The 21721-nt window shown below is 44.8% G+C and carries 22 protein-coding genes; 15 read left to right on the forward strand and 7 right to left on the reverse strand.

Annotation, left to right across the window (positions count from 1 at the left end):
* The first annotated feature begins 10 nt into the window (after window positions 1–10).
* Genes ICN29_RS04405 through ICN29_RS04440 form a run of 8 tightly spaced genes read left to right on the forward strand, consistent with a single transcriptional unit; the run spans window position 11 to window position 7340 of the window.
* Window positions 11–367, forward strand: coding sequence for an OB-fold domain-containing protein (locus tag ICN29_RS04405; RefSeq protein WP_216130088.1), 357 nt, complete (start codon window positions 11–13; stop codon window positions 365–367).
* Window positions 364–1515, forward strand: a complete 1152-nt coding sequence (locus tag ICN29_RS04410; RefSeq protein ID WP_216130090.1) for a thiolase family protein — start codon at window positions 364–366, stop codon at window positions 1513–1515. The genes ICN29_RS04405 and ICN29_RS04410 overlap by 4 nt, the downstream gene beginning before the upstream one ends.
* A gap of 1 nt (window position 1516) precedes the next feature.
* Window positions 1517–2272: an SDR family NAD(P)-dependent oxidoreductase gene (locus tag ICN29_RS04415; RefSeq protein WP_216130092.1), complete on the forward strand. Its 756-nt coding sequence runs from the start codon at window positions 1517–1519 to the stop codon at window positions 2270–2272.
* Window positions 2273–2281: 9 nt separating this feature from the next.
* Window positions 2282–3082 (forward strand): enoyl-CoA hydratase/isomerase family protein, encoded by an 801-nt coding sequence (locus tag ICN29_RS04420; RefSeq protein ID WP_216130094.1) that lies wholly within the window; start codon window positions 2282–2284, stop codon window positions 3080–3082.
* A gap of 4 nt (window positions 3083–3086) precedes the next feature.
* The gene (locus tag ICN29_RS04425) at window positions 3087–4226 is read left to right on the forward strand and encodes a CaiB/BaiF CoA transferase family protein (protein WP_216130096.1); all 1140 of its coding nucleotides are present in this window, start codon (window positions 3087–3089) and stop codon (window positions 4224–4226) included.
* Window positions 4223–5458, forward strand: coding sequence for an acyl-CoA dehydrogenase family protein (locus tag ICN29_RS04430; protein ID WP_216130098.1), 1236 nt, complete (start codon window positions 4223–4225; stop codon window positions 5456–5458). Before ICN29_RS04425 ends, ICN29_RS04430 begins: the two co-directional genes overlap by 4 nt.
* Complete coding sequence (locus ICN29_RS04435; RefSeq protein WP_216130100.1) at window positions 5458–6753, forward strand: BPG-independent phosphoglycerate mutase family protein; 1296 nt, start codon at window positions 5458–5460, stop codon at window positions 6751–6753. Before ICN29_RS04430 ends, ICN29_RS04435 begins: the two co-directional genes overlap by 1 nt.
* Window positions 6754–6755: 2 nt before the next feature.
* Window positions 6756–7340, forward strand: coding sequence for a nucleotidyl transferase family protein (locus ICN29_RS04440; protein WP_216130102.1), 585 nt, complete (start codon window positions 6756–6758; stop codon window positions 7338–7340).
* A gap of 22 nt (window positions 7341–7362) precedes the next feature.
* Here the strand turns inward: ICN29_RS04440 and ICN29_RS04445 are convergent, their stop codons facing one another.
* Together ICN29_RS04445 and ICN29_RS04450 are read right to left on the reverse strand one after the other, a co-directional pair.
* Entirely contained in the window at window positions 7363–7908 is a 546-nt protein-coding gene (locus ICN29_RS04445) for an isochorismatase family protein (protein WP_255538060.1), read from the reverse strand.
* 7 nt (window positions 7909–7915) lie between these two features.
* The gene (locus tag ICN29_RS04450) at window positions 7916–8581 is read right to left on the reverse strand and encodes a TetR/AcrR family transcriptional regulator (RefSeq protein WP_216130104.1); all 666 of its coding nucleotides are present in this window, start codon (window positions 8579–8581) and stop codon (window positions 7916–7918) included.
* A gap of 95 nt (window positions 8582–8676) precedes the next feature.
* Here ICN29_RS04450 and ICN29_RS04455 point away from each other — a divergent pair, with 95 nt between their 5' ends.
* Window positions 8677–10266: a 4-hydroxyphenylacetate 3-hydroxylase family protein gene (locus ICN29_RS04455; protein ID WP_216130106.1), complete on the forward strand. Its 1590-nt coding sequence runs from the start codon at window positions 8677–8679 to the stop codon at window positions 10264–10266.
* A 24-nt stretch (window positions 10267–10290) separates the two neighbouring features.
* Here ICN29_RS04455 and msrP read toward each other — a convergent pair whose 3' ends face one another.
* Entirely contained in the window at window positions 10291–11253 is a 963-nt protein-coding gene (msrP, locus tag ICN29_RS04460; protein ID WP_216130108.1) for a protein-methionine-sulfoxide reductase catalytic subunit MsrP, read from the reverse strand.
* Between the two features lie 149 nt (window positions 11254–11402).
* On the reverse strand, window positions 11403–13637 hold the full coding sequence (locus tag ICN29_RS04465) for an NADP-dependent isocitrate dehydrogenase (protein WP_216130110.1): 2235 nt from the start codon (window positions 13635–13637) through the stop codon (window positions 11403–11405).
* A gap of 236 nt (window positions 13638–13873) precedes the next feature.
* On the opposite strand from ICN29_RS04465, the gene ICN29_RS04470 reads away from it, so the two are divergent.
* A complete protein-coding gene (locus ICN29_RS04470) occupies window positions 13874–15085 on the forward strand; it encodes an MFS transporter (protein ID WP_216130112.1) in 1212 nt (403 codons plus the stop codon).
* Here ICN29_RS04470 and ICN29_RS04475 read toward each other — a convergent pair.
* Window positions 15082–16098, reverse strand: coding sequence for a DUF6352 family protein (locus ICN29_RS04475; protein ID WP_216130114.1), 1017 nt, complete (start codon window positions 16096–16098; stop codon window positions 15082–15084). The two genes, ICN29_RS04470 and ICN29_RS04475, sit on opposite strands and share 4 nt — an antisense overlap.
* Before the next feature lie 88 nt (window positions 16099–16186).
* Here ICN29_RS04475 and ICN29_RS04480 point away from each other — a divergent pair, with 88 nt between their 5' ends.
* Window positions 16187–16534 carry an FKBP-type peptidyl-prolyl cis-trans isomerase gene (locus ICN29_RS04480; protein WP_216130116.1) on the forward strand — a complete coding sequence of 116 codons (348 nt, stop codon included), beginning with the start codon at window positions 16187–16189 and terminating at the stop codon, window positions 16532–16534.
* 103 nt (window positions 16535–16637) lie between these two features.
* Here ICN29_RS04480 and ICN29_RS04485 read toward each other — a convergent pair whose 3' ends face one another.
* Window positions 16638–17624, reverse strand: coding sequence for a transglycosylase SLT domain-containing protein (locus ICN29_RS04485; RefSeq protein WP_216130118.1), 987 nt, complete (start codon window positions 17622–17624; stop codon window positions 16638–16640).
* Window positions 17625–18129: 505 nt separating this feature from the next.
* On the opposite strand from ICN29_RS04485, the gene ICN29_RS04490 reads away from it, so the two are divergent.
* Window positions 18130–18852 carry a DNA/RNA non-specific endonuclease gene (locus ICN29_RS04490; protein ID WP_255538061.1) on the forward strand — a complete coding sequence of 241 codons (723 nt, stop codon included), beginning with the start codon at window positions 18130–18132 and terminating at the stop codon, window positions 18850–18852.
* On the opposite strand, the gene ICN29_RS04495 is transcribed toward ICN29_RS04490, so the two are convergent.
* Entirely contained in the window at window positions 18841–19083 is a 243-nt protein-coding gene (locus ICN29_RS04495; RefSeq protein WP_216130120.1) for a DUF3820 family protein, read from the reverse strand. The genes ICN29_RS04490 and ICN29_RS04495 overlap by 12 nt on opposite strands.
* A gap of 148 nt (window positions 19084–19231) precedes the next feature.
* Between ICN29_RS04495 and ICN29_RS04500 the strand changes: the two genes are divergently transcribed.
* From ICN29_RS04500 to ICN29_RS04510, 3 genes are read left to right on the forward strand one after another with little or no spacing between them, the layout of a single operon-like run.
* The gene (locus tag ICN29_RS04500; RefSeq protein ID WP_255538062.1) at window positions 19232–20152 is read left to right on the forward strand and encodes a DUF6662 family protein; all 921 of its coding nucleotides are present in this window, start codon (window positions 19232–19234) and stop codon (window positions 20150–20152) included.
* Between the two features lie 14 nt (window positions 20153–20166).
* Entirely contained in the window at window positions 20167–20697 is a 531-nt protein-coding gene (locus ICN29_RS04505; protein ID WP_216130122.1) for an FMN-binding protein, read from the forward strand.
* Window positions 20698–20700: 3 nt separating this feature from the next.
* Complete coding sequence (locus ICN29_RS04510; protein WP_216130124.1) at window positions 20701–21519, forward strand: FAD:protein FMN transferase; 819 nt, start codon at window positions 20701–20703, stop codon at window positions 21517–21519.
* Window positions 21520–21721 lie beyond the last annotated feature (202 nt).

Here is a 21721-nt window from a genome sequence, read left to right on the forward strand (position 1 = left end):
TATTAAAAACATGGACATAACCCCACACTACTGGAGCCAGGGCTCATCCCCTAAGCCATTAGGTAGTATGCATAAAAAGTCAAAGGAAATCATTTTTCCCCCATTTGCAGAAGACTCTCCGCTCGCCAATGATTACCTGAGCCAAGAATTAAATCCCATTGGTACTTTATACAGCTACACCGTAATTCATCCCAGCCTGAAATCAGGCATTCAACCCTATGCAATTGGATTTGTGGACCTACCCGATTTTCCAGTAAGAATTTTCGGGCGACTCATTCAAGATGGAGGCCCTGCTATTGGCAATCAATATTTAATGAAGCCAGACACTGAATTTGGTCATATTTTCGAAAAAATAAATCATCCATGAATAAAAATATGATCTATATCGAAGGCGTAGCAATGACGCGCTTCGATAAGCAGCCAAATACTTTAGCGCCTGAACTTGCGCAAGGCGCGATTCTCAATGCCCTTCGGGATGCCAATTTAACATTGAACGATATCGAAGCAATCTATTGCGCAAACGTATTTGGGGGAATGATTCTTGGTCAACTGATTGTGCGTGATCTCCAATTACAAGGAATTCCGATCTACAACATTGAAAATGCCTGTGCAAGTGGGGCTACGGCCGTCCATCTAGCAAAGCATGCTTTATTGGCACAGCAATATAAAACTATTTTAGTAGTTGGGATCGAGCAACTCACCCAACTTGGTGGCGGCACAATTCCATTGCAATTAAATGACCATAAGACCCGGGTTTATTCAAACTCTGGATTAGTATTACCTTCAATTTATGCCATGAGAGCCACGCGCTATCTGTATGAGAGGAATGAAGATCCCAGTCTCTTAGCGCAGGTAGCTGTAAAAAATAGATTTAATGGCTCTCTCAATCCCTATGCGCAACAAAGAATGCCTACGACGATTGAAGCAGTCTTATCTTCTCGTATGATTGCTGAACCTTTAACACTCATGCAATGCTGTCCCTCACAAGTTGATGGTGCAGCAGCCCTCATTCTCAGCACCGAACATAACAATGGTCGAAAGCCAGTGAAATTGTTAGCGTCAATCGTTCAGTCTGGCATGCAAGAAAAATATACTGACGATATTTTGGATGCAGAAATTACTGCTAGGGCTGCAAGAATGGCCTATGAACAAGCAGGTATTGGACCAAGCGATATTAATGTCATTGAATTACATGACGCCTTTACCATTGCTGAATTAATTTATTACGAAGCGCTAGGCATTGCAAAGCCGGGAGAAGGTCCGCAATTATTACGCTCTGGAGAAACTGAGATTAGTGGAAAAATTCCGGTGAACCCCAGCGGTGGCTTGCTAGCAAAGGGTCATCCTCTCGGCGCCACCGGAGTAGCGCAAATGGTAGAGCTGACATGGCAACTTGAAGGCCGTGCCAAGGAACGCCAGGTTAATAAGCCCAAAATTGCCCTTGCGCAATGTACAGGCGGTGGCATTGCTGGTGTTGATCACGCTGCATCCTCCGTCCATATTCTAGGAACTTAATATGCCTTTGCCAGAAAAAAGAATTGCCATTGTTACAGGAGCAGCACAAGGTATTGGCTTTGGGATTGCCAAGAAATTAGCTGCTAATGGTATTGATGTTGCATTAATTGATTATGACCAAGCAAAACTGAGCGCAGCCATTGAGCAACTGAAGGAATTTGGTAGTAAAGTGATTGGGATATCTGCGAATGTCAGCAAAATTAATGAAGTGCAGTCTGCGATTACACAAGTGATGGCTTGGGGCGGACAAATTGATTACCTCGTTAATAATGCCGGCATTATTCGGGATAAAAGATTGCTCAATATGACTGAGGCAGATTGGGATGATGTGATTGACGTGAACCTCAAATCCCAATTTCTGTTTTGTCAGGCTGCAATCAAAGAAATGCTGCCACGTAATTTTGGCAGAATTGTTAATATTTCATCGCGCGCATGGCTTGGTGGCTTTGGCCAATCAAATTATTCGGCTGCTAAAGGTGGTGTCATTAGCCTGACTAGAAGTCTTGCTATTGAATTCGCCGCCAAAGGGATTACTGTCAATGCAATTGCTCCAGGAATTATTCAAACGCCATTATTTGATGGTTTTGATGCAGCGATTCAGAGCAAATTAAAAGAATCTGTACCTGTGAAGCGTATCGGTACTCCTGATGATGTTGCCTATGCCGTGATGACCTTTTTAAATCCAGATGCTTCTTACCTCACTGGACAAGTGCTGTATGTATGTGGCGGAAGAAGCCTCTCTTCCCCAAGTGTATAAGGAAACTCCATGATCACTTATGAAGCCAGTAATTCAACTGCAATATTGACCATCAATAGGCCGCTGAAAAAAAATGCTTTAGACCTTGCAACCTTAAAAGATCTTCGCGATAAATTAATGACTGCTAGGGACGATGAACAAGTAAAAGTCATCATTCTTACTGGCGCAGGAAATGATTCATTTTGTGCTGGCGCTGATTTAAAAGGCGCAGCCTCTTCTACTGCAAGTTATGCGGAAGCCTTCTTTAAAGAACCCAATAAGGCGTCTGAACAGGGTCTCTACATTCGAATGATGGATCTGAATGATCTTCATATTCATAAACCATTGATTGCTGCTATTAATGGCTATTGCTTGGGTGGCGGGTTGGAGTTAGCACTGCAATGCGACCTCAGAGTAGCCTCAGACAATGCTACATTTGGCCTACCTGAAGCCAAAGTGGCATCTATTCCTGCCGTCTTAGGGTTACACCGCCTGCTTAAGGCAATCTCTTCTGCCCATGCGATGAAGATAGCTCTAACAGGTGAGTCGATTAAAGCCGCCAAAGCATTAGACATTGGCTTAATTTCAGACATGTTTAGCGCCCAGGATCTGATGCCAGAGACTTTAAAAATTGCGCAACAAATTGCATCTAACGGCCCGCTAGCAACTCAGGCAATTAAAAAATTATCCAAAGTCACGGGGCACCTGAGTGATATCGATGCGCAGCAAATGACGGAACTCTATTGGGGGGTATTGCGAGATACCGAAGATCGAATTGAAGGCCGTCAAGCGTTTACTGACAAACGCGCCCCTATCTATAAAGGGAAATAATTTAATGGCCAATACTTCTCGGATTAGTCCGGGCCCCCTGAATGGCAAAAAATTAATTGAAGTCAGTCATATGCTGATGGGGCCTTATTGCGGCATGCTACTTGCCGACTTGGGTATGGAAGTAATTAAAATTGAACCACCTGATGGCGATATCGCTAGAACGCTTGGCCCACACAATATTGATGGGCACAATGCGTATTTCGTCAGCCTCAATCGCAATAAAAAAAGTATCGTTTTAGACTTGACAACAGATGAAGGTCGTACAAAGTTTCATGAATTGGTTAGGCACGCCGATGGGCTCATTACCAATCTTCGGCCAGGAGCAATAAACTCACTCGGGCTAACCTACGAGCATTTAAAACATATCAATCCTCAGATTGCTTGTGTCGCAATGACGGGCTTCGGTTTAGATAGCATTGAGTCAGAGCGGCCAGCGTATGACTACATTATCCAAGCGCTGGTAGGAATTATGGATCTGACTGGCGAGCCAGATGGCTACCCCACTAAAGCAGGCTATTCAGCTGTTGATAATTCAGCAGGAATTATGGGTGCTCTTGGCTTACTCGCCCGCATCATCGAGGGCAAAGGCGGTCAAGTGGATATTGCGATGCATGATGTCATGCTATCTCAGTTAAATTATCTAGCAGGCGCATGGCTCAATGCACAAGAAAAACCAGTACGGCAATCAATGTCTGCTCATCCCTACATTGTCCCAGCTCAAGTATTTGAATCGGCAGATGGCTGGCTGACTCTCTTCATTACACATGATAATTTTTGGATTAAATTCTGCGAAATCATCAATCAGCCAGAATGGATCAAGGATGAGCGCTTCTGCACAATGAAAAAACGTGGCGAGCATCGAGGCTCTCTGATCCCGCTATTGAATGAAGTGATGAAAACCAAAACTTCCAAGGAGTGGGAAGAGCTCCTCATACCGCTTGGAATTGTGATTGCTGGCATTAAGAACCTAAGTGATGCAATCAGTTCTCCGCTAACCGAAGATAGGGAGATGGTCATTAAACTCAAAGATGATGAAACTCATTTCCTCGCGATTGGTAACCCTATCAAAAATATCGGCTATCAAACCTCCTATAGCATCTCACCAAAACTAAACCAAGACCCAAACGCCCAATTTGAATCATGATCGAACAAGCCCCAGACCACCTCCTCCCTATTATCGAAAAAATTGAGACTTTTTATACTAAAGAAGTTGAGCCGCGAGAGCATCAACTTCGCCACAGACTCAGAAACAGTCTGGAATATATAGATCGAACTGGTAAATTACATCCAGAGATACAAGCAGCAAGACGAGAAATCATGCAAGCATCTGGAGAGGCGGGTTTATTTTCACTTCACCTGCCTCAATCGATTGGTGGTGGTGGGCTCTCAAGAACAGAAATGTTCTTCATCGAAGAAAAAGTATATTCCTATGGCATTGATTTAGCGCCAGGGATCTTATCGTGGACTGATGGATCAACCCCAAGGTTAATTTTTGTCGGAGAAGAATTGCATGATCAATTTGTAAAGCCGCTAATCCTAGGGCAAAAAACCAGTTGTCATGCTGTCACAGAGCCCGATGCTGGCTCTAATTTATTTGATATGAAAACAAATGCTGTCCAAAAAGGGGATCAGTGGATCCTCAATGGTCACAAAGCCTACATCACCAACCCATTTGAAGCGGATATTGTGAACGTACTAGCCATTACTGACCCAGGTAATGGTAAAAAAAGTTTTAGCTACTTTCAATTTGAGTCTAAAGACTATTTAGGTAAGGGCTTCAAGCATGGTCGGCTCAATCGAACCATGTTTGATGATGGCTTAACGGGTGAGTTACATTTTGAAAATCTGGAGCTCCCGCAGAGCGCAATGATTGGAAATCGTGGTCAAGGCTTTGAGATAGCACTGACATCGATCAACTGGACCAGAACGCGCCGTGGCGGAATGTGCTCTGCTTGGTCAAAACTGCTCATTGATAAAACTCTCGATCGCCTTAAACACAGAAAAGTGGGCGGAAAGCCTCTAGGTCGCAACCAAGGTCTACAGTGGATGGTCTCGGATATGTATTTAGACTGGTATAGCGCCCGAGCTACCTCATTGGCATGCTTAAGAGATATCGAGAAGTTTGGTCCATGGTGGGACACCAATCGCCCTCAAGAACAAATTCGGCTTTTTGCATTAATGAAAATCGCCAATGATGAAGCCTTTTATCGGGTTGCTGATAAGGCATTACAACTGCATGGTGCCACCGGGATCATGAAAGATACTGTAGTAAATAAACTATTCCAAATTGCACGCAATCTTCGCATTCCAGGTGGTACTGATGAATCTCAACGAAATACGATTGCGGAAACATTGGGATTAAACGCAAATATGTAATGAAAAAAATATTACTGATTCTTCTGGATGGTATTGGCGATCGTATTTACAAGGAGTTGGGAAATTTAACTCCACTAGAGTATGCCAACACTCCAAATTTAGATCGTATTGCCAAACTAGGGGCATCGGCATCGGTCTACCCAATTAACCCTGGCATGGTTCCCCCGTCTGAATTGGCTCACTTTCATTTATTTGGCTACGAGAAAGATTTTTATCCGGGTAGAGCAGTATTTGAAAGCATGGGCTTTGGTATTACGCCACCCTCTAATGTTGCTGTAGCACACTTAGGCTTACGTCATGTAAGCCCATCAAATGAAGGACTCATGATCACCCCATGGTGGCCAGCATCGGAAGCCCAAGATGCCCAACAATTGGTGGAGTCAATCAGTCAATTTGAATCGTGTGGTATTCAGTTTGAAGTGAAATATATTGGTAACTCTGACTCTTTACTGATCATGCATGGTGGCTGTGAGGATATTACAGATTCCGATCCATTTATGCATACAGGGCGACCAGTACTCGAAATTCAAGCGCTTGATTCTAGTAAAAACCATAGCGGCGCTCAGAATACAGCTAAAGCATTAAATCATTATTTAAGATGGACTCATGAGGTACTCTCAAGGCACCCCATTAATTCCCAAAGGGTGCTGGATGGTAAGTTACCTCTGAATATGACTGTTACTAAGTGGCCTGGTAAGCATCAAGAACTCATGAGCTTCTATCAAAAAACAGGTTTAACTGCTTCTTTAATTGCATCAGCGCCAATGTATAAAGGCATGGCCAGCGTATTGCAAATGAATTACATCGAGGTTGCTGAAGGCGATCCTAGCTGCGAAATGATTGATAAGTTAGTAGCAGCTAAGCATGCCTTTGATCATGGCTGTGATTTTGTGCATCTTCATACTAAGGCCGCTGATGAAGCTGCGCATAGTCATTCCCCACTAAACAAGGCCCAAGTCATTGAGGCTATTGATGTTGGCATTTCTGCTCTTTGGGATTGGGAAAAGCTACAGGAAGACTTCCTGATAGCGGTTACCGCAGATCACTGCACTCCAAGTCATGGTCCAATGCTCCACTCAGGTGAATCTGTACCCCTTTCTTTAATGGGTGAAGGAGTTCGGGTGGATTCAGTAAATCATTTTTCTGAAAGATTATCTGTCGGTGGTTCGCTGGGTCAACTATGCAGCCGTGATCTAATGCCCATACTCTTAAACGCATCAAACCGGTCTCATTTTTTGGGCGGCAAGCCAAATGCTTATGAGAGTTTTGGAATTACCTCATTTAAGGCGCTGTAAAAATGCAGTCGCATAAACCATTCAAATATGCTGTTGCTCATGGCCGCTTTCAGCCTTTTCATAACGAGCATTTAGCCTATTTAAGATGGGCTCATAGTTATGGAACTCATTTATTTATTGGCATTACCAACTTCGACCGCACTGCTATTCAAAAAGAGAGCACTAGCAACCATCGTCATACAGCATTTGCAAACCCTTTTACGTATTGGGAGCGCGCAGCAATGATTCAGGGTGCGCTATTAGAAGCTGGTGTTGATCCATCTCAATTTACTATCGTTGCCCTGCCGATCCATGCTCCAGAAAAATGGCCTGAGTTTGTGCCAACCTATCCCAATGAAAGCATTCATTTACTCCGCGTATTCTCCGAATGGGAGCAAGAAAAAGTTAGCCGCTTGCAGTCAGCAGGCTACAAAGTCATTACTGAAATAGGTTCACCAAAATTGATCAGCGCCTCCACCATCAGAGAAGCGATTCTGTTTGATAGAAATTATTCCGATCTCGTGCCACCAGCAGTAGCAGTGTGGCTAAAAAGAATGAATGCTAAATCAAGATTAGAAAGTTTGAATGCTTTAGAAAGCCAAGAGTAAGTATTAGAAAAAATTCCGAGGCTTACCTATTTTTGATAATCTTTAGAATATTTTTGAATTGGGGATGCTCTGAGGTTTTGAGCCACTCAAAGACGAGCATTTCAGCGCCTAGCATAGGCATTTTTTGCTGACGCATACGCTCCATAGCTAGCTGCTTATCTTCTACCCTTCTGCTACCGCAGGCCTCTGGTACTACTGCCACCTCATAGCCTAGCGCCTGCAATCCCAAGGCCGTTTGTATCAAGCAGACATGCGCCTCACAACCAGCCAGAACGACTTGAGTGATAGCAGGATTGATAGCCTTAATATCCTTTGCCAAGCCATCTGCAGCGCCATTAAAGGAATGCTTTACGAAGGTCTGATCACAAAACGCTTTAATACGCTCATCATTTGGCCCTAGCCCATCTGGATTTTGCTCAGTTCCTAGAATGGGGATTGCTAGAGCTTGCGCTACCTGAGCAAGAAAGAGCGCTGATGCAATCGCATTTTCACTCTCATGAATACTGGGCATCAAACGGGTTTGATAGTCAATCAGAATAAGGGCACTAGTGTCTTGGTTGATCATCATGAAGTCTTTATTTTTTAATGGGCAAGCGTAGTGCTAATTTATCTAGGTAGTGGGTGATTAATTCATCGGCGCCTTTACCAAACATCCGAATGCGGCCTGTATGGTTTAGTAATAGTACGCCAACAATATGCGCAAAAATAGCGGTTAACTCCGTATCTACATCTTTTTTACTACACCCTAACTTGATCAGCGCTGCCTCTTGGTGTTGCATCGCTGCTCTGAGGCGCGCATTTAACTCTGAGTCCCACTCGTTCGTGAGTCCTCTGGGCTTGAGTCCCTGGAAGAGATAAAACCCCAAATCCAAATCGCGCGGATTGTCTCGATAGAACTCATAAAAAGCTAAGGCACTTTTACGCAGCTCCTCAAGTGCGGTCTGCTGCTTCCGCTCAAGCGAAATATCCTCTGCAGCCAGATTTACGAAATCATTTAAACGCTCGAGCGATTCAGCCAGTAAAGCGCCATAGATTTCTTCTTTGCTCCCAAAGTAACTATAAATAGCACCAGCCGTATAACCCGCTCGTTTTGCAATTTCTCGCATGCTGACGGCCTCTAATCCCAACTCAATAAATACTGCTCTAGCAGCGCTCAAAATATGCTCACGCCGCGCATCAGCCAAAGCTTGTTGACGCACATCTCTTGGGGAGGCAATGGCCTGATTTATGGCTTGATTCATTGCTTAATTATACATATATCTTAATAATTGAACACTGTTCAATTTATGTGTATGATCGGGTAACTAACTGATTTAACTACCCATTAAGGCCCAATATGAGTCAAAGCACCTCCCAATTCATGACCAGCAAGGATTATCAAGAATCGCTGCGTAAATTAAAGCCGGTCGTCTATGTTGATGGACGCCTAGTTGAATCCGTAGCCGATGAAGCAATGTTGAGACCTGGAGTGCAAGCTTTGGGTGTGACTTATGACATGGTGCATGACCCTGCTTTAGCACCTCTCATGTTAGCAAGCTCTGATGGCAAAACCGTTCCAAGAATGTTGCATATCAATGAGTCCTCCGGTGATCTGCTGAATAAATTAGAAGCGGTGCGCGTCTTATGTCAAGAAACCGGTTGCGCGCAACGTTATCTAGCGCACGATGCCTTAAACGCGATTGGGCAAGTATCCGCTCGGATTGATGATGCCCATGGTAGCAATGATCATCGCGCTAAATTTGCAGAGTATCTTGCCCATGTACAGAAAAATGATTTGGCCTTAGGTATTGCAATGACCGATGCTAAAGGTGATCGCTCCCTTAAACCGCATGAACAAGCAAACCCAGATACCTACGTGCATATCGTTTCTCAAGATGCCAAAGGAGTAGTCATTTCTGGAACTAAAGCCATCGTTACTGGTGCGCCGTATATGCATGAGTTCTTAGTAATGCCAGGTCGCAATATGAGTAAGGAAGATGCCGCGTTTGCCATTTGTTGCGCTGTCCCAGTGGATGCTAAAGGTATTACTATCGTTGCCCGCCCTGCTGGGCGCCCAGGCGAAAAGGTTGAACATGGCAAGCCCCTCTTTTCTAGCAAGTATGGTCAATCAACTGGTGTAGTGATCTTTGATAAGGTATTTGTTCCTTGGGATCGCGTTTTCTACGCAGGTGAATGGGAGCACTCCAGTGTTTTAACGTATAGCTACGCTACTCATCACCGCCATAGTTGTATTGCTGCGAGAGCTGGCTTTGGTGACCTCTTGATTGGTGCTGGAGCATTGATGTGTGAAGCTAATGGCTTTGATCCAGAAACTAAATCCAATCTGCGTGACCCCATGGTTGATCTCATTAAGATCACTGAAGGATTTTATGCTTGTGGCGTTGCTGCCAGTGTGTATGGCACACAAGACCCTTACAGCAAATCTTTTATGCCTGAACCCGTGTTTTCAAATATCGGGAAACTCTTATTAGCTACCCAAATTTATGATATGCATCGTCTTGCTCATGAGGTATCAGGCGGGCTAATTGTGGCTCTGCCTGGACCAGACGAAGATCACAATCCAGCAACAGCTGCTACCTTAGCTGAAGTATTACGCGCTAATCCTGCAGTTCCTTACGATAAGCGTATTGAAGTCGCGCGCTTTATTGAAGATTTGACCGCCTCTTATCAAGGTGGCTGGTACTCCGTCATTAGCCTGCATGGCGGCGGCTCGCCAGCAGCCATGAGAAAAGAAATCTATCGTCAATATCCTATTGGCAACAAAGTAGAGTTGGTTGAAAGACTATTAGACCGTGGTGTTCTCACTAGCAATCAGGAGCGTGCTATTACCAAGAATAAGCAGCCGGGACGCTGCTGTGATCAAGGTTGTAGCGCTCCAGGTCAAGCAGTGATGGTGCCGCTACCTGAACCAGGCAGACGAACTTAATAGTTCAGTAGGCTTGATCGCTTTTTAATAAAATTTCTTGAGATCCATGCCAGCATACATGCTGGCTACTTGCTCAGCATAGCCATTGAACATCTGCGTTTTAATCTTTGGTGCAAAAGCCCCTTTAGCATCACCAATGCGACGCTCCATCGCTTGGCTCCAACGTGGATGATCCACCTGGGGATTTACATTGGAATAAAAACCATACTCGCGAGCGTCAAACTGGCTCCAGCTGGTTTTAGGCATTTCTTCAGTAAAGCGAATCTTCACAATAGACTTCGCACTCTTAAAGCCATACTTCCAGGGCACTACGATACGCACTGGAGCACCATTTTGTTTAGGCAAGACTTCACCATATAAACCAAAGGTGAGCAGAGTGAGTGGATTCATCGCCTCGTCCATTCGCAAGCCTTCGCGATAGGGCCATTCAATAATGTTACTTTTGATTCCTGGCATTTGTTTTTTATCTGCCAGAGAAATAAATTCTACGAACTTAGCAGAGCCTAGGGGCTCGACTTTATTAATTAATTTGGACAGAGAGTAACCATCCCAAGGAATTACCATTGACCAACCCTCAACACAGCGCATGCGATAGATACGCTCTTCTATCGGCGCTAGCTTTAATAAAGTATCAATATCTAAGCTCATCGGCTTTTTCACCAAACCTTCAATCGCAATAGTCCATGGGCGAGTTTGCAAGGTATGCGCATACTCAGCAGGATCTGCTTTATCGGTTCCAAACTCATAGAAGTTGTTATAGCTCGTGACATATTTATAGGGAGTGAGCTCATCTTTAGATGCATAAGCCTGATTGAGTACAGCGCTGAGCTTTTCTGGATTAGCGGCGAATGCCTGCCTTGAAAACCAAGGAACTAGTGCCATACCAAAGCTTCCTGCTGCGGCAGCCTTAATTAGATTGCGACGATTCTCAAAAACAGCTTGAGGAGTGATATCGCTCGGATGAATCGTCTTATCAATAAATGGCATGGGATACCCCCGATGAACGTAATGCGCTTATTTTGCTACTGATGTGAATTTATTGCTTGCCGATCTTCATGAACCCCCAAAGAAAAAGGCAAACCCGAAAGTTTGCCTTTTAATACCCAGCTTGATTAGCTCTAAGTGGCTCTGATTGATTAGACTCTAGCTGCCTTTAAAGCTGCATTGAAGGTGGCGCTAGGACGCATTACTGTCTTGCACTTCTCTGTATCAATCACAAAGTAGCCACCGATATCTGCTGGCTTGCCTTGCACTGCTTTGAACTCATCCACAATCTTCTGCTCGTTTGACTGTAGAGATTTAGCTAAAGGTGTGAAATACGCTTGCAATTCTTTATCTTCAGTTTGGGCGGCTAAAGCTTCTGCCCAATACATCGCCAAGTAGAACTGGCTACCACGGTTATCTAATTCACCGGTGCGTGGAGAAGGCGACTTATTGTTTAGCAATAATTTGCCAGTAGCCTCATCTAAGGTACGAGCCAAGATCTTCACTTTAGCATTGCCTGTCTTATCACCCACATCTTCCAGAGATACTGCCAAAGCTAAGTACTCACCCAGTGAATCCCAACGCAAGTGGTTTTCTTCCACCAACTGTTGTACGTGCTTCGGTGCAGAACCACCAGCACCAGTTTCAAAGAGGCCGCCGCCTGCCATCAAAGGCACGATGGACAACATCTTTGCACTAGTACCTAATTCCATAATTGGGAACAAGTCGGTGAGGTAATCACGCAAGATATTGCCAGTAACAGAGATGGTGTCTTTGCCACGAATCACACGCTCGAGTGTGTAACGCATTGCGCGAGTCTGGGACATGACCTGAATATCTACACCCTTAAGATCATGGTCTTTGAGGTAAGTATTGACCTTCTTAGTCAACTCAGCTTCGTGTGGACGATACTCGTCTAACCAAAATACTGCTGGAGTATTAGAGAGTCGCGCGCGGTTGACGGCCAACTTCACCCAGTCACGAATCGGAGCGTCTTTCAATTGACACATACGCCAGATATCGCCCTCTTCCACATGTTGCTCGAGCAATACAGTACCGTCATCAGCAACAATACGGGCTACGCCAGCTTCAGGAATTTCAAAAGTCTTGTCATGTGAACCATACTCTTCAGCTTGTTGAGCCATCAAACCCACGTTAGGTACGGTGCCCATGGTCGTGGGATCAAAGTTACCGTGCGTCTTACAGAAGTTGATCATTTCTTGATAGATACGCGCAAAGGTACTTTCTGGAATAACTGCTTTAGTGTCATGTAAGCGACCATCAGCTCCCCACATCTTGCCGCCAGCACGAATCATTGCTGGCATCGAAGCATCTACGATCACATCGCTTGGAGAATGTAAGTTCGTAATGCCTTTCGCAGAATCCACCATTGCTAATGCTGGGCGGTGTTCATGGCAAGCATGCACATCTTCAATAATTTCTTCGCGCTTTGACTCTGGCAGAGTCTTGATCTTTTCATATAGGCTACTCATGCCGTTATTGACATTGACGCCCAGCTCTTCAAACAGCTTGGCATGTTTCGCAAAAGCGTCTTTATAGAAAATCTTCACGGCGTGACCAAATACGATCGGATGAGAGATCTTCATCATGGTGGCCTTCACGTGCAAGGACCACATCATGCCAGTCTTGTAAGCATCTTCGATTTCTTTTTCGTAGAATTCGCACAATGCTTTTTTACTCATGAACATACTGTCGATGATTTCGCCAGCAATTAAAGAAACTTTGGGCTTAAGCACAATGGTCTTGCCGCTCTTGGTTACCAAGTCCATTTTCACATCGCATGCTTTAGTCATGGTCATGGACTTTTCGCCAGCGTAGAAATCACCGCCATGCATATGCGATACATGGGTACGGGAAGCTTGGCTCCACTCACCCATCGAGTGAGGATGTTGACGTGCAAACTGTTTCACTGCATTTGGTGCGCGACGATCAGAGTTGCCTTCACGTAAAACTGGATTGACTGCACTACCTAAGCATTTGGAATAACGAGTGCGAATGACTTTCTCTTCCTCACTCTTTGGATCATCTGGGAAATTGGGGATCTTATAGCCCTTCAATTGCAATTCTTTAATCGCTGCCAGTAATTGAGGTACGGAAGCGCTGATATTGGGCAACTTAATAATGTTGGTATCTGGCAATAAAGTCATCTTACCGAGCGCGGCCAAGTTATCAGGCACTTTTTGCTCAGCTGTCAGGCAATCTGAAAATTCAGCCAGGATGCGGGCAGCAATAGAAATGTCGCTCTTCACAATCTCAACGCCAACAGGTGCAGTAAAAGTACGAATAATCGGCAGAAATGCACAAGTTGCCAAGAGTGGCGCCTCATCTGTCAGGGTGTAAATAATCTTTGATTTCTCTGCAGCCATGAACGTTTCCTTAATATTGAAAAATTACAGGGCCAGGTTTTTACCCAGCCAGTCCCACATCCCCATTTTGCAAGCCGCTTTTAGCGCACCCATTGCCAATGAGGGGAGCCTTCCATTTTAAATCATTGGGCTTGGCAAAATTGGTAGATTTAGAGCCTAAATGCCTGAAAGGCGCACAATTTCAGGGAATCTAGTAAAACTGCTAAAGACGCTAGATTGCCCGTAAACTCTATCTAATGAGCAACAAGCACCCTTTACTCAATAAAAACCTCTTACTGCTCATTGTTTGCCAGGGTCTATTCCTGACTAATAACGTCACCTTTATTGCTATTAATGGTTTAGTTGGCTTTAGCCTTGCGCCTGTCGCCTGGATGGCTACATTGCCAGTGATGGGCTATGTTGTAGGGGGCGCCTTCTCCACCTCGATTGTTGCAAAATCCCAAAATTACTTTGGTCGGAAGATTTCTTTTCAGTTAGGGCTATTAGTAGCAGTGCTCTCGGCGCTCTTATGCGCTTACGCAGCGATCACTAAGAATTTCTGGCTCTTGGTAATGGGCACCTTCATTGCTGGCTACTATAGTGCTAACGGACAGCTCTACCGTTTTGCTGCTGCCGAACTGACTGAAGCTAGCCAACGAGATAAAGCAGTGTCATGGGTTTTAGCTGGGGGCATTCTCGGAGCAGTGATTGGACCCAACCTAGCCTCTTGGACGCGCGATCTTTTTGATACTGCATTTTTGGGCGCCTACCTGACTCTTTCAATAGCGGGACTGCTTGGGATCTTCGTCATGCAGTTGATTCACTTTCCAGAAGAATTCAAAACTCAGCACGCGCTATCAGACGGCAGGTCTCTAAAGACCATCCTACAGCAGCCCATCTTTATGGTGGCCGTCATTGGTGCCGCCCTTGGTTATGGTGTCATGAATTTGCTCATGGCAGCAACTCCACTGGCAATGCAAATCTGTGGATTGCCTTTCTCAGATACAGCCCTAGTATTGGAATGGCATGTGATTGGCATGTTTGCACCAGGATTTTTTACTGGGTCTCTGATTCAACGCTTTGGCACTCTGAAAATTATGGGGGTTGGTGTACTTCTTAACTTTATTTGTATCTTAATTGCATTAACCGGCACCGATCTTCATCAATTCCTCCTTGCACTATTTTTACTGGGGGTTGGTTGGAACTTTTTATTTACTGGGTCTACCTCCTTGGCGATGACTGCTTACAAACCCAATGAACGGGATAAGGCTCAGGCTGCAATTAACTTTTTTGTTTTTGCTACGATGGCATTTACTTCATTTGGATCTGGAGCTTTGATTACCTCACAAGGCTGGAGCTTCCTCAACCTAGGATCGCTCTTTCCTGTCGTGGTGACTGCAGCAGCTCTGTTATGGCTCGCTAGTCAAAACAAGAAACAGAAGACGCAGAAAAAACACCTGTCAGCTTAAGAAGTTTTTGCGAGCGGTAAATTAAATAAAAGGTTTTGGGGTTTGAGCTTGAGTTGCTTTTGCTCATTCATGGCGATCGCCATATAGACTGGCTTACCCGCCTGCGCTTTAGCTAGGGCTGCCTCATCAATAAAGTCTAGACGGAACAGGCAGATCACTTTCTCTAGCTCATCTGCTTCAACAGATTCCTTGTTATATAGCTTATTGAGTATCTCCGTTGCCACCGCATCTAAGCCTACATGCCATGACCACTTGGGGTCACTAATTTGTTGCATGGGTGTAATACGTACCTTAGCCCCCAGAAAATGCTCTACCCACTTTTCCAGGACGCGGCAAAAGTGATTAATTGGTTCATGTCCAAAGTTCAGCTGTACTGCGAAATCAAAATCCTCATTTCGAGCCCAGTACTCGGCAGCATTTTCTTCATACAAGACATCTAAGTCAGTTGACCTCATCGTCATAGATTTACCCTTCAGTAAGTCCATGATGTTCCCGGTATCACCTGCTTGGGCATTGCGGGCTACCACTTCTTCGTCCGCGCCCATGACAATCGCGTCTTCAAGCACAGTAATCTTTTGAGTTCTAAAGAATAATTCGCCCATACGCACTTCTAGAGGATGGGCTTGGTCGCCCAATATATGCCTTACAAAGATCTGGGCTAATTGGGCTACAAATAAAGGTGGCACATCCACTCCCTCACCCTTGAATAAGCTCATATAAAAACTCTCTAGGGAACTGGCTGCCAATAGCCGTGCGCGATAGCGCAACCAAACCCGGTAGTTTTCTTGTATATCCTCATCCGCCATAGTGGCAATTTCATGGTCGGTAATATCGGCACGGGGGTTTTGTAGCAAGCGCTGATGCAAGGATTGTTCGATGGCGCAGGACTCTGGAACCAAGCTCAGCTCAGGCCTGTACAAATAGGTTCGCAAAAAGTCATCTGTCACCAAGAGCTGATGATCTGGGCTTACTAAGAGGGTGTTATATGCGGAATTGGGCCAATAATTTGTCATGTCATGGAGCCAAATGAGGCTCACCATCAGAATCGATAAAGCTCAGAATATACTAGCCAGTCAATTTGTGTGAAATAGGAAAAATATCATGAGTGAACTTAAAAAAATCGATACCGTCGTAGGCGACGGCAAAGAAGCTGTAACTGGCAACCATGTTGACGTGCATTACACAGGCTGGCTCTATGATGAGAAAGCAACTGACCACAAAGGCCAGAAGTTTGATAGCTCATTAGACCGTGGCCAACTATTCAGCTTCCCATTGGGCGCTGGTCATGTGATTAAGGGTTGGGATGAAGGTGTTGCTGGTATGAAGATTGGCGGGAAACGCACACTCATCATTCCTTCTGACATGGGCTACGGTCCACGCGGTGCAGGTGGCGTGATCCCACCCAATGCCACTTTAGTTTTTGATGTGGAGTTGCATGGCGTCAATTGATCACCAAGTCATCTGCCCTATTTAGTTAGCGGAATGTAAAAAAGTCACCCTAGGGTGACTTTTTTCTATCTCATTGCTTCTACAAATTGAGGTGTTACTTATATTAAGAGCGGGCATCCTTGCCATTTAAGGTCAAACGATTAGTAGATCCGTTTTGGCAAAGGCTAATGAGACGATTTCTTTCAGCCATGACCTTGTCGGCATAGCCACCGTCATCTTCAGCATTAGCAGCGCCGACGTAGTACTTCAACCCATTGCGCAATGAACCTGCGGTAGCGATCAAGTACTTCAAAATATAGGCTCCCACCCGAATATTGACTTCAGGCTTCACTGCTTCGGTTGTGCCACCATACAAATCATATTTATCTTTATGCACTGAAGTCATGACTTGCATGAGACCTTCGGCACCAGCATGACTCTTAGTATTTGGGTTGAAGTTTGACTCAACCGAAATCACAGCCAACAACAGCACCGGATCAATATTGACTTCTTTGGCAATCAAAATAGTGTTCGATACATACTCTTCGATCTTGGCGCGATCAAGCTTATATTTCTTCTCAAAGAAATCGGCAACCGCACGTTGATTTTGAATCGAGCCCATCAAGTTGCTATCTAAGGCTTGAGGATCAATCCTAGAAGTCGGAATGCGATCAGCCAAATGAGAAATCGATTTGACCTGCATCTGGGCAACAGATGGCATCAACAAAGCCACTGTCTGCTGCTTGGCGCTGCTTAAGCCAGTTGAGAGGGGATTAGATTTGTTATAGATCACAGCAGCAATGCCAGAATCTGCCATCTGGGTAGTGCTGTCGTTTGCAGTCTTATATTCCTCGAGCATGCTAAAGCCATTGCTCCAAACAATATGACGGGCTTCATCTGGCACTAAGACGCGGGCTAAATCAAAAGCACCAGCATTGGTACCGTTACCAGAAAGCCAAAGACCCACCACCATGAACACAGCAACAACGAGTACGCCATTGATGACTCGGTAAACCGGAGCCATGGCATGCGCCAGTAGATCTTTAGCTACCAGGATTACTGGCTTGCGATCTTGCGCCCCACTCAAATTGTTCGTTAAACATTTACTCATCTATTTATTTGCGACACCCCTAAAACCCAGATACTGATTTATGTTGCATCGCAATACGTAAAAAACATGGGTCATCCTAAGAAGGTTCTTATATCAAGTCAAGAATAAAGAAAGTCATTTCGATAACTTTTTGATCTCGAAATACGGGATCTCCCGTATACGTCTTCTTATATTGATATTTATTCTATTAAAATCAAACACTTATAGAAGTTAGGGAACACTAATTTCATACTGTAAAAAAATCCTTAAATTATGACTTTTTTACGATTTAGCCTAAAAAATAGGCTCATAAAATCGTACATCTAGTGTTTTAGGATCAAATTATTTCTACCGGTAGTACCCCGTGCAGATTACCGCAAGGCATTATTTTCAAAGTCTTTCTTCATAGAAAAGAGGCGTTTACCCAAATCCAATCCCCTCTTTTGGCTAGATTCTGATTGGCTCCAGAGCTAGTGCGGATGAAAAGGGAAGAAAGATCTGGTGGCTCGTCCTACACTGAAATCCTATGAAAATCTTTCGCAAGTTTCTCGTCCTTGGCGCCCTTCTCAGCCTGCTCAGCCCCCTGAGCGCCTTTGCCTTATTTGAAGAATGCAAAGATCTGTTTCCAAAGCAGCAAATACCCAGCACCCAAGAAGTAGGGCGAGATCTCTGTTTTGATAGCTTTGCGATCTATTACTCACCTATCGATAAGAAACCTATCTATACAGTCGAGAAGCTGAGTAAAGAGCAGCTATCGGCTCCTCACCCTAAAAGAAGTAATCAGTTTTATGAGGAGGCTAGACTGCCTCTGGCAGAGCGCTCGCTGCTCTCAGACTATCGTGGTAGCGGCTATGACCGGGGTCACAATGCCCCAGCGGGAGATATGACTAATGAGCGGGCAATGGCCCAGTCCTTCTCATTGGCAAATATGATGCCTCAGGCCAGACAAAACAATCAGGGCATTTGGGCCAAGAATGTGGAGGAGCCGACCAGACTCTATGTCAAAAGAGTTGCTGGCGATATTTTTGTCTATACCGGATCGACTGGTAGTAGTGGCAGCATCGGCGGCAGTCGCGTGACCATTCCCAGTCATTTATATAAATTGGTATATGACCCAAATAAAAATATGGCATGGGCTTATTGGATTGAGAACACCAACGAAGCAACAATGAGTCCGCCTATCTCTTATCAAGACCTCGTTCAAAAAACAGGAATTGATTTTCAGTTACCGCTCAAATTAAAGCAATGACGATCTAGCTTTCAAGCCATGCGCCCGTTGAATCGGCGCCAATAGTCCACGCAAGCCATTGTGATCGAGCGTATGCATTAGCTCTAGCAACTGACCCAACTCTCCTTGAGGAAACCCCTCACGCGCAAACCAGGCTAAATAATTTCCTGGTAAGTCTGCCAAAGCACGCCCAGCATATTTGCCGAAGGGCATTTTCATTAAAACCAGTTTCTCGAGGGCTTCTGCATTCATTAAAGAGAAATCTTACAAGCAAAAATGAGAAGCCCTATAAATCTCGCCATTAATCAGGTCATGGTCATTTTTACAAATGAGAATGATTCTCATTTGATGATATATTGAAAATTATTCCTACTTAGATTTTTTCAACCACCAACCTGAGATGACTATGAAATTAACCATCAAAAGACTGATTGCCTTTAGCTTTATTCTCGCAACCGCCCTTCATTTCTCCTTTGCCCATGCAGGCGAAGGAGTATTTGGCTGGATCTACACACTAGACCTTCAACCCAAAGGTAAGCTCGAATTTGAACAACGTTTGCAATTGAACCAACAGCAGGCAGCTGGAACCTATGAAGCATGGACAGCGAGATCCGAGTTGGAATATGGCCTCACAAATGATCTGCAAATTGCTGGCTATATCAATTCGTATTACACCAACGCTAGTCAGAACTACACCAATCCTGAAGCATGTGGAGAAGAACCTACTTGCACAGGTGGTTATGCAGTACCTTCCTCACATGATCCTGCCACCCCTTATAGAAAGAGCGGTATTGAAGGTGGCTCACTCGAAGCCATTTATAGACTCACCAATCCAGTCACTTCACCTGTTGGCGTTGGTTTTTATCTAGAACCGACCTGGGGGAGAAATAAAGATGAACTCTCAGCAAGGCTTTTACTACAGTCCAACTTCATCGATGATCGTTTAATACTGGCCGGTAACGTCGTCGTAGCAAATGAACGCTTGAAGTTTATTGAGAATGGCGATGTGCCTGAATCGATGCTCGATTTTTTAGTGGGTGCTAGTTATCGCTTTGCTCCCAAGTGGTCTGCAGGAGTTGAAGCACGCTTTCATAATGATTACTCAGAACTCAATCTGCGCAACCAAGTGCAACGCGCTACCTTTATTGGCCCCAATATGCACTATGCCGCTAAAGACTGGTGGGTAACTGGTGCTTGGCGTTACCAACTGGCAGGGGGAAACTGCATGGGTGGTGGCGAAGCTGAATGCTCTGATGCTCGGGTATGGGATAGCCACACCGTCAATGAATTTATTGTCAAAGTTGGCTTTCCATTGAACTAGAGACAAAGAAATTGATGAACTGGAAACCCAACCCTGTTGCGATTGTTGGCCTAGCAATGGTAAGCGCACCTATCATTGCTCAGGCAAAAATTTATGTAAATGCAGAGCAAGTACAAAAAATATTCTTCCCCACTAAACAGCTTAGTCAAGCACCCCTCCTCATCAGTGAGGATTTACAAGAAAAGATGCGGGTAGCTTCTAGTATTCGGCACCCCTTTCAAGGGGATCGCATCTGGAAAACATCTGATGGTAGTTGGCTCATCATTGATGAGGTGGTCGGTAAGCACGAGATGATTACTTATGCTGTTGCGATTGCCCCCAACGGTAGTGTTTTAGGTATTGAGATTATGGAATATGTTGAATCGTATGGTTATGAAGTAGCAGAAGCCTGGTGGCGCGAACAATTTGTTGGCAAGACTGCAAAAGACCCCATCAAGCTTAATCAGGATATTCAGAATATTGGCGGCGCTACCCTGTCTTGCAAACACATTACTGATGGCGTGAAGCGAGTAGCCGTTTTATATGAGTTAGCCTTGAAAAAATAAATCATGCAGCGCTGCCAAGCCCTTTTAGGAACATATGTAGAGATCTCTTCTGATCAAGATGATAGCCAAGCGGTAGATAAAGCATTTGCTGCAGTAAAACAGGTTCAAGATTTAATGGGCTTTCATCATCCTTTTAGTGAACTGAGCCAAATCAACCGCTGGGCCCACCAAGTTTCGCTTGAGCTTCATCCCTGGACCGCACAAATTCTCAAACTTGCTCAAGAGATTCATCAGCAATCAAATGGTTTATTCAATTGCGGCATTGGCCACCGACTTGTAGCTGCTGGGCTCTTGCCGCGCCATATTGATTTATCTAGCCACAAACTCGGCGGCATCGAAGATATCCATTTTTTAGACTCACAGCTCATCACCTCTAGCAAGCCCATCTGTTTAGATCTTGGAGGTATTGCCAAGGGCTTTGCAGTCGACAAGGCAGTGGAGAGCTTGATCTCCAGTGGAGTCGAATCTGGGTGCGTAAATGCCGGAGGTGACTTGCGGGTCTTTGGTGATAAGCCAAAATCAATCCAAATCCGGAATCCAAGTCTACCGATGCAGTTAATCGACATTGGCTCATTACAAAATGGAGCCATCGCTACCAGTGGCTTGTACTTTACGAATAGAGATGAGCAGCAAAGCCATATGATCAATCCATTTGCGCAAGATGAATCTGAAGTGCATATCCATTTCTCTAGCTCTTATTCCGTTATAGCAAACGAATGTGTCTATGCAGATGCACTCACCAAGGTATTGGCTCTCTGTACAGCACATGATCACCCCTGCTTAAATTACTTCTCTGCAAAGGCCATCAGGATTACTGCATGAGTCGCCTAGGAAGAATGCCGAGCTGGCAAAGATTCTTTGTGATTGGTGGCATGCTTGCCTGCTCTATTAGCGGCACTCTATATCTCATTGGCCATGAATTTCAGATTCAACGAAGTACGTTTGGTAATCGTTATATATTGGCCGCTCACGGCATCTTTGCGATCTTAGCAACCCTAGCTCTAGGCTCAGTCCTGTCTTTTCA

This window comes from Polynucleobacter nymphae, from assembly GCF_018882155.1.
GTDB lineage: Bacteria > Pseudomonadota > Gammaproteobacteria > Burkholderiales > Burkholderiaceae > Polynucleobacter > Polynucleobacter nymphae.

Bases quoted from the DNA above. Each gene is read 5' to 3' on its own strand.
- ICN29_RS04405 (WP_216130088.1), top strand. From the start codon at position 11: ATGGACATAACCCCACACTACTGGAGCCAGGGCTCATCCCCTAAGCCA.
- ICN29_RS04500 (WP_255538062.1), top strand. From the start codon at position 19,232: ATGACTATGAAATTAACCATCAAAAGACTGATTGCCTTTAGCTTTATT.
- ICN29_RS04480 (WP_216130116.1), top strand. From the start codon at position 16,187: ATGAGTGAACTTAAAAAAATCGATACCGTCGTAGGCGACGGCAAAGAA.
- ICN29_RS04435 (WP_216130100.1), top strand. From the start codon at position 5,458: ATGAAAAAAATATTACTGATTCTTCTGGATGGTATTGGCGATCGTATT.
- ICN29_RS04445 (WP_255538060.1), bottom strand. From the start codon at position 7,908: ATGATGATCAACCAAGACACTAGTGCCCTTATTCTGATTGACTATCAA.
- ICN29_RS04470 (WP_216130112.1), top strand. From the start codon at position 13,874: ATGAGCAACAAGCACCCTTTACTCAATAAAAACCTCTTACTGCTCATT.
- ICN29_RS04450 (WP_216130104.1), bottom strand. From the start codon at position 8,581: ATGAATCAAGCCATAAATCAGGCCATTGCCTCCCCAAGAGATGTGCGT.
- ICN29_RS04410 (WP_216130090.1), top strand. From the start codon at position 364: ATGAATAAAAATATGATCTATATCGAAGGCGTAGCAATGACGCGCTTC.
- ICN29_RS04425 (WP_216130096.1), top strand. From the start codon at position 3,087: ATGGCCAATACTTCTCGGATTAGTCCGGGCCCCCTGAATGGCAAAAAA.
- msrP (WP_216130108.1), bottom strand. From the start codon at position 11,253: ATGCCATTTATTGATAAGACGATTCATCCGAGCGATATCACTCCTCAA.
- ICN29_RS04495 (WP_216130120.1), bottom strand. From the start codon at position 19,083: ATGAATGCAGAAGCCCTCGAGAAACTGGTTTTAATGAAAATGCCCTTC.
- ICN29_RS04420 (WP_216130094.1), top strand. From the start codon at position 2,282: ATGATCACTTATGAAGCCAGTAATTCAACTGCAATATTGACCATCAAT.
- ICN29_RS04510 (WP_216130124.1), top strand. From the start codon at position 20,701: ATGCAGCGCTGCCAAGCCCTTTTAGGAACATATGTAGAGATCTCTTCT.
- ICN29_RS04505 (WP_216130122.1), top strand. From the start codon at position 20,167: ATGAACTGGAAACCCAACCCTGTTGCGATTGTTGGCCTAGCAATGGTA.
- ICN29_RS04490 (WP_255538061.1), top strand. From the start codon at position 18,130: ATGAAAATCTTTCGCAAGTTTCTCGTCCTTGGCGCCCTTCTCAGCCTG.
- ICN29_RS04475 (WP_216130114.1), bottom strand. From the start codon at position 16,098: ATGACAAATTATTGGCCCAATTCCGCATATAACACCCTCTTAGTAAGC.
- ICN29_RS04465 (WP_216130110.1), bottom strand. From the start codon at position 13,637: ATGGCTGCAGAGAAATCAAAGATTATTTACACCCTGACAGATGAGGCG.
- ICN29_RS04485 (WP_216130118.1), bottom strand. From the start codon at position 17,624: ATGAGTAAATGTTTAACGAACAATTTGAGTGGGGCGCAAGATCGCAAG.
- ICN29_RS04430 (WP_216130098.1), top strand. From the start codon at position 4,223: ATGATCGAACAAGCCCCAGACCACCTCCTCCCTATTATCGAAAAAATT.
- ICN29_RS04415 (WP_216130092.1), top strand. From the start codon at position 1,517: ATGCCTTTGCCAGAAAAAAGAATTGCCATTGTTACAGGAGCAGCACAA.
- ICN29_RS04455 (WP_216130106.1), top strand. From the start codon at position 8,677: ATGAGTCAAAGCACCTCCCAATTCATGACCAGCAAGGATTATCAAGAA.
- ICN29_RS04440 (WP_216130102.1), top strand. From the start codon at position 6,756: ATGCAGTCGCATAAACCATTCAAATATGCTGTTGCTCATGGCCGCTTT.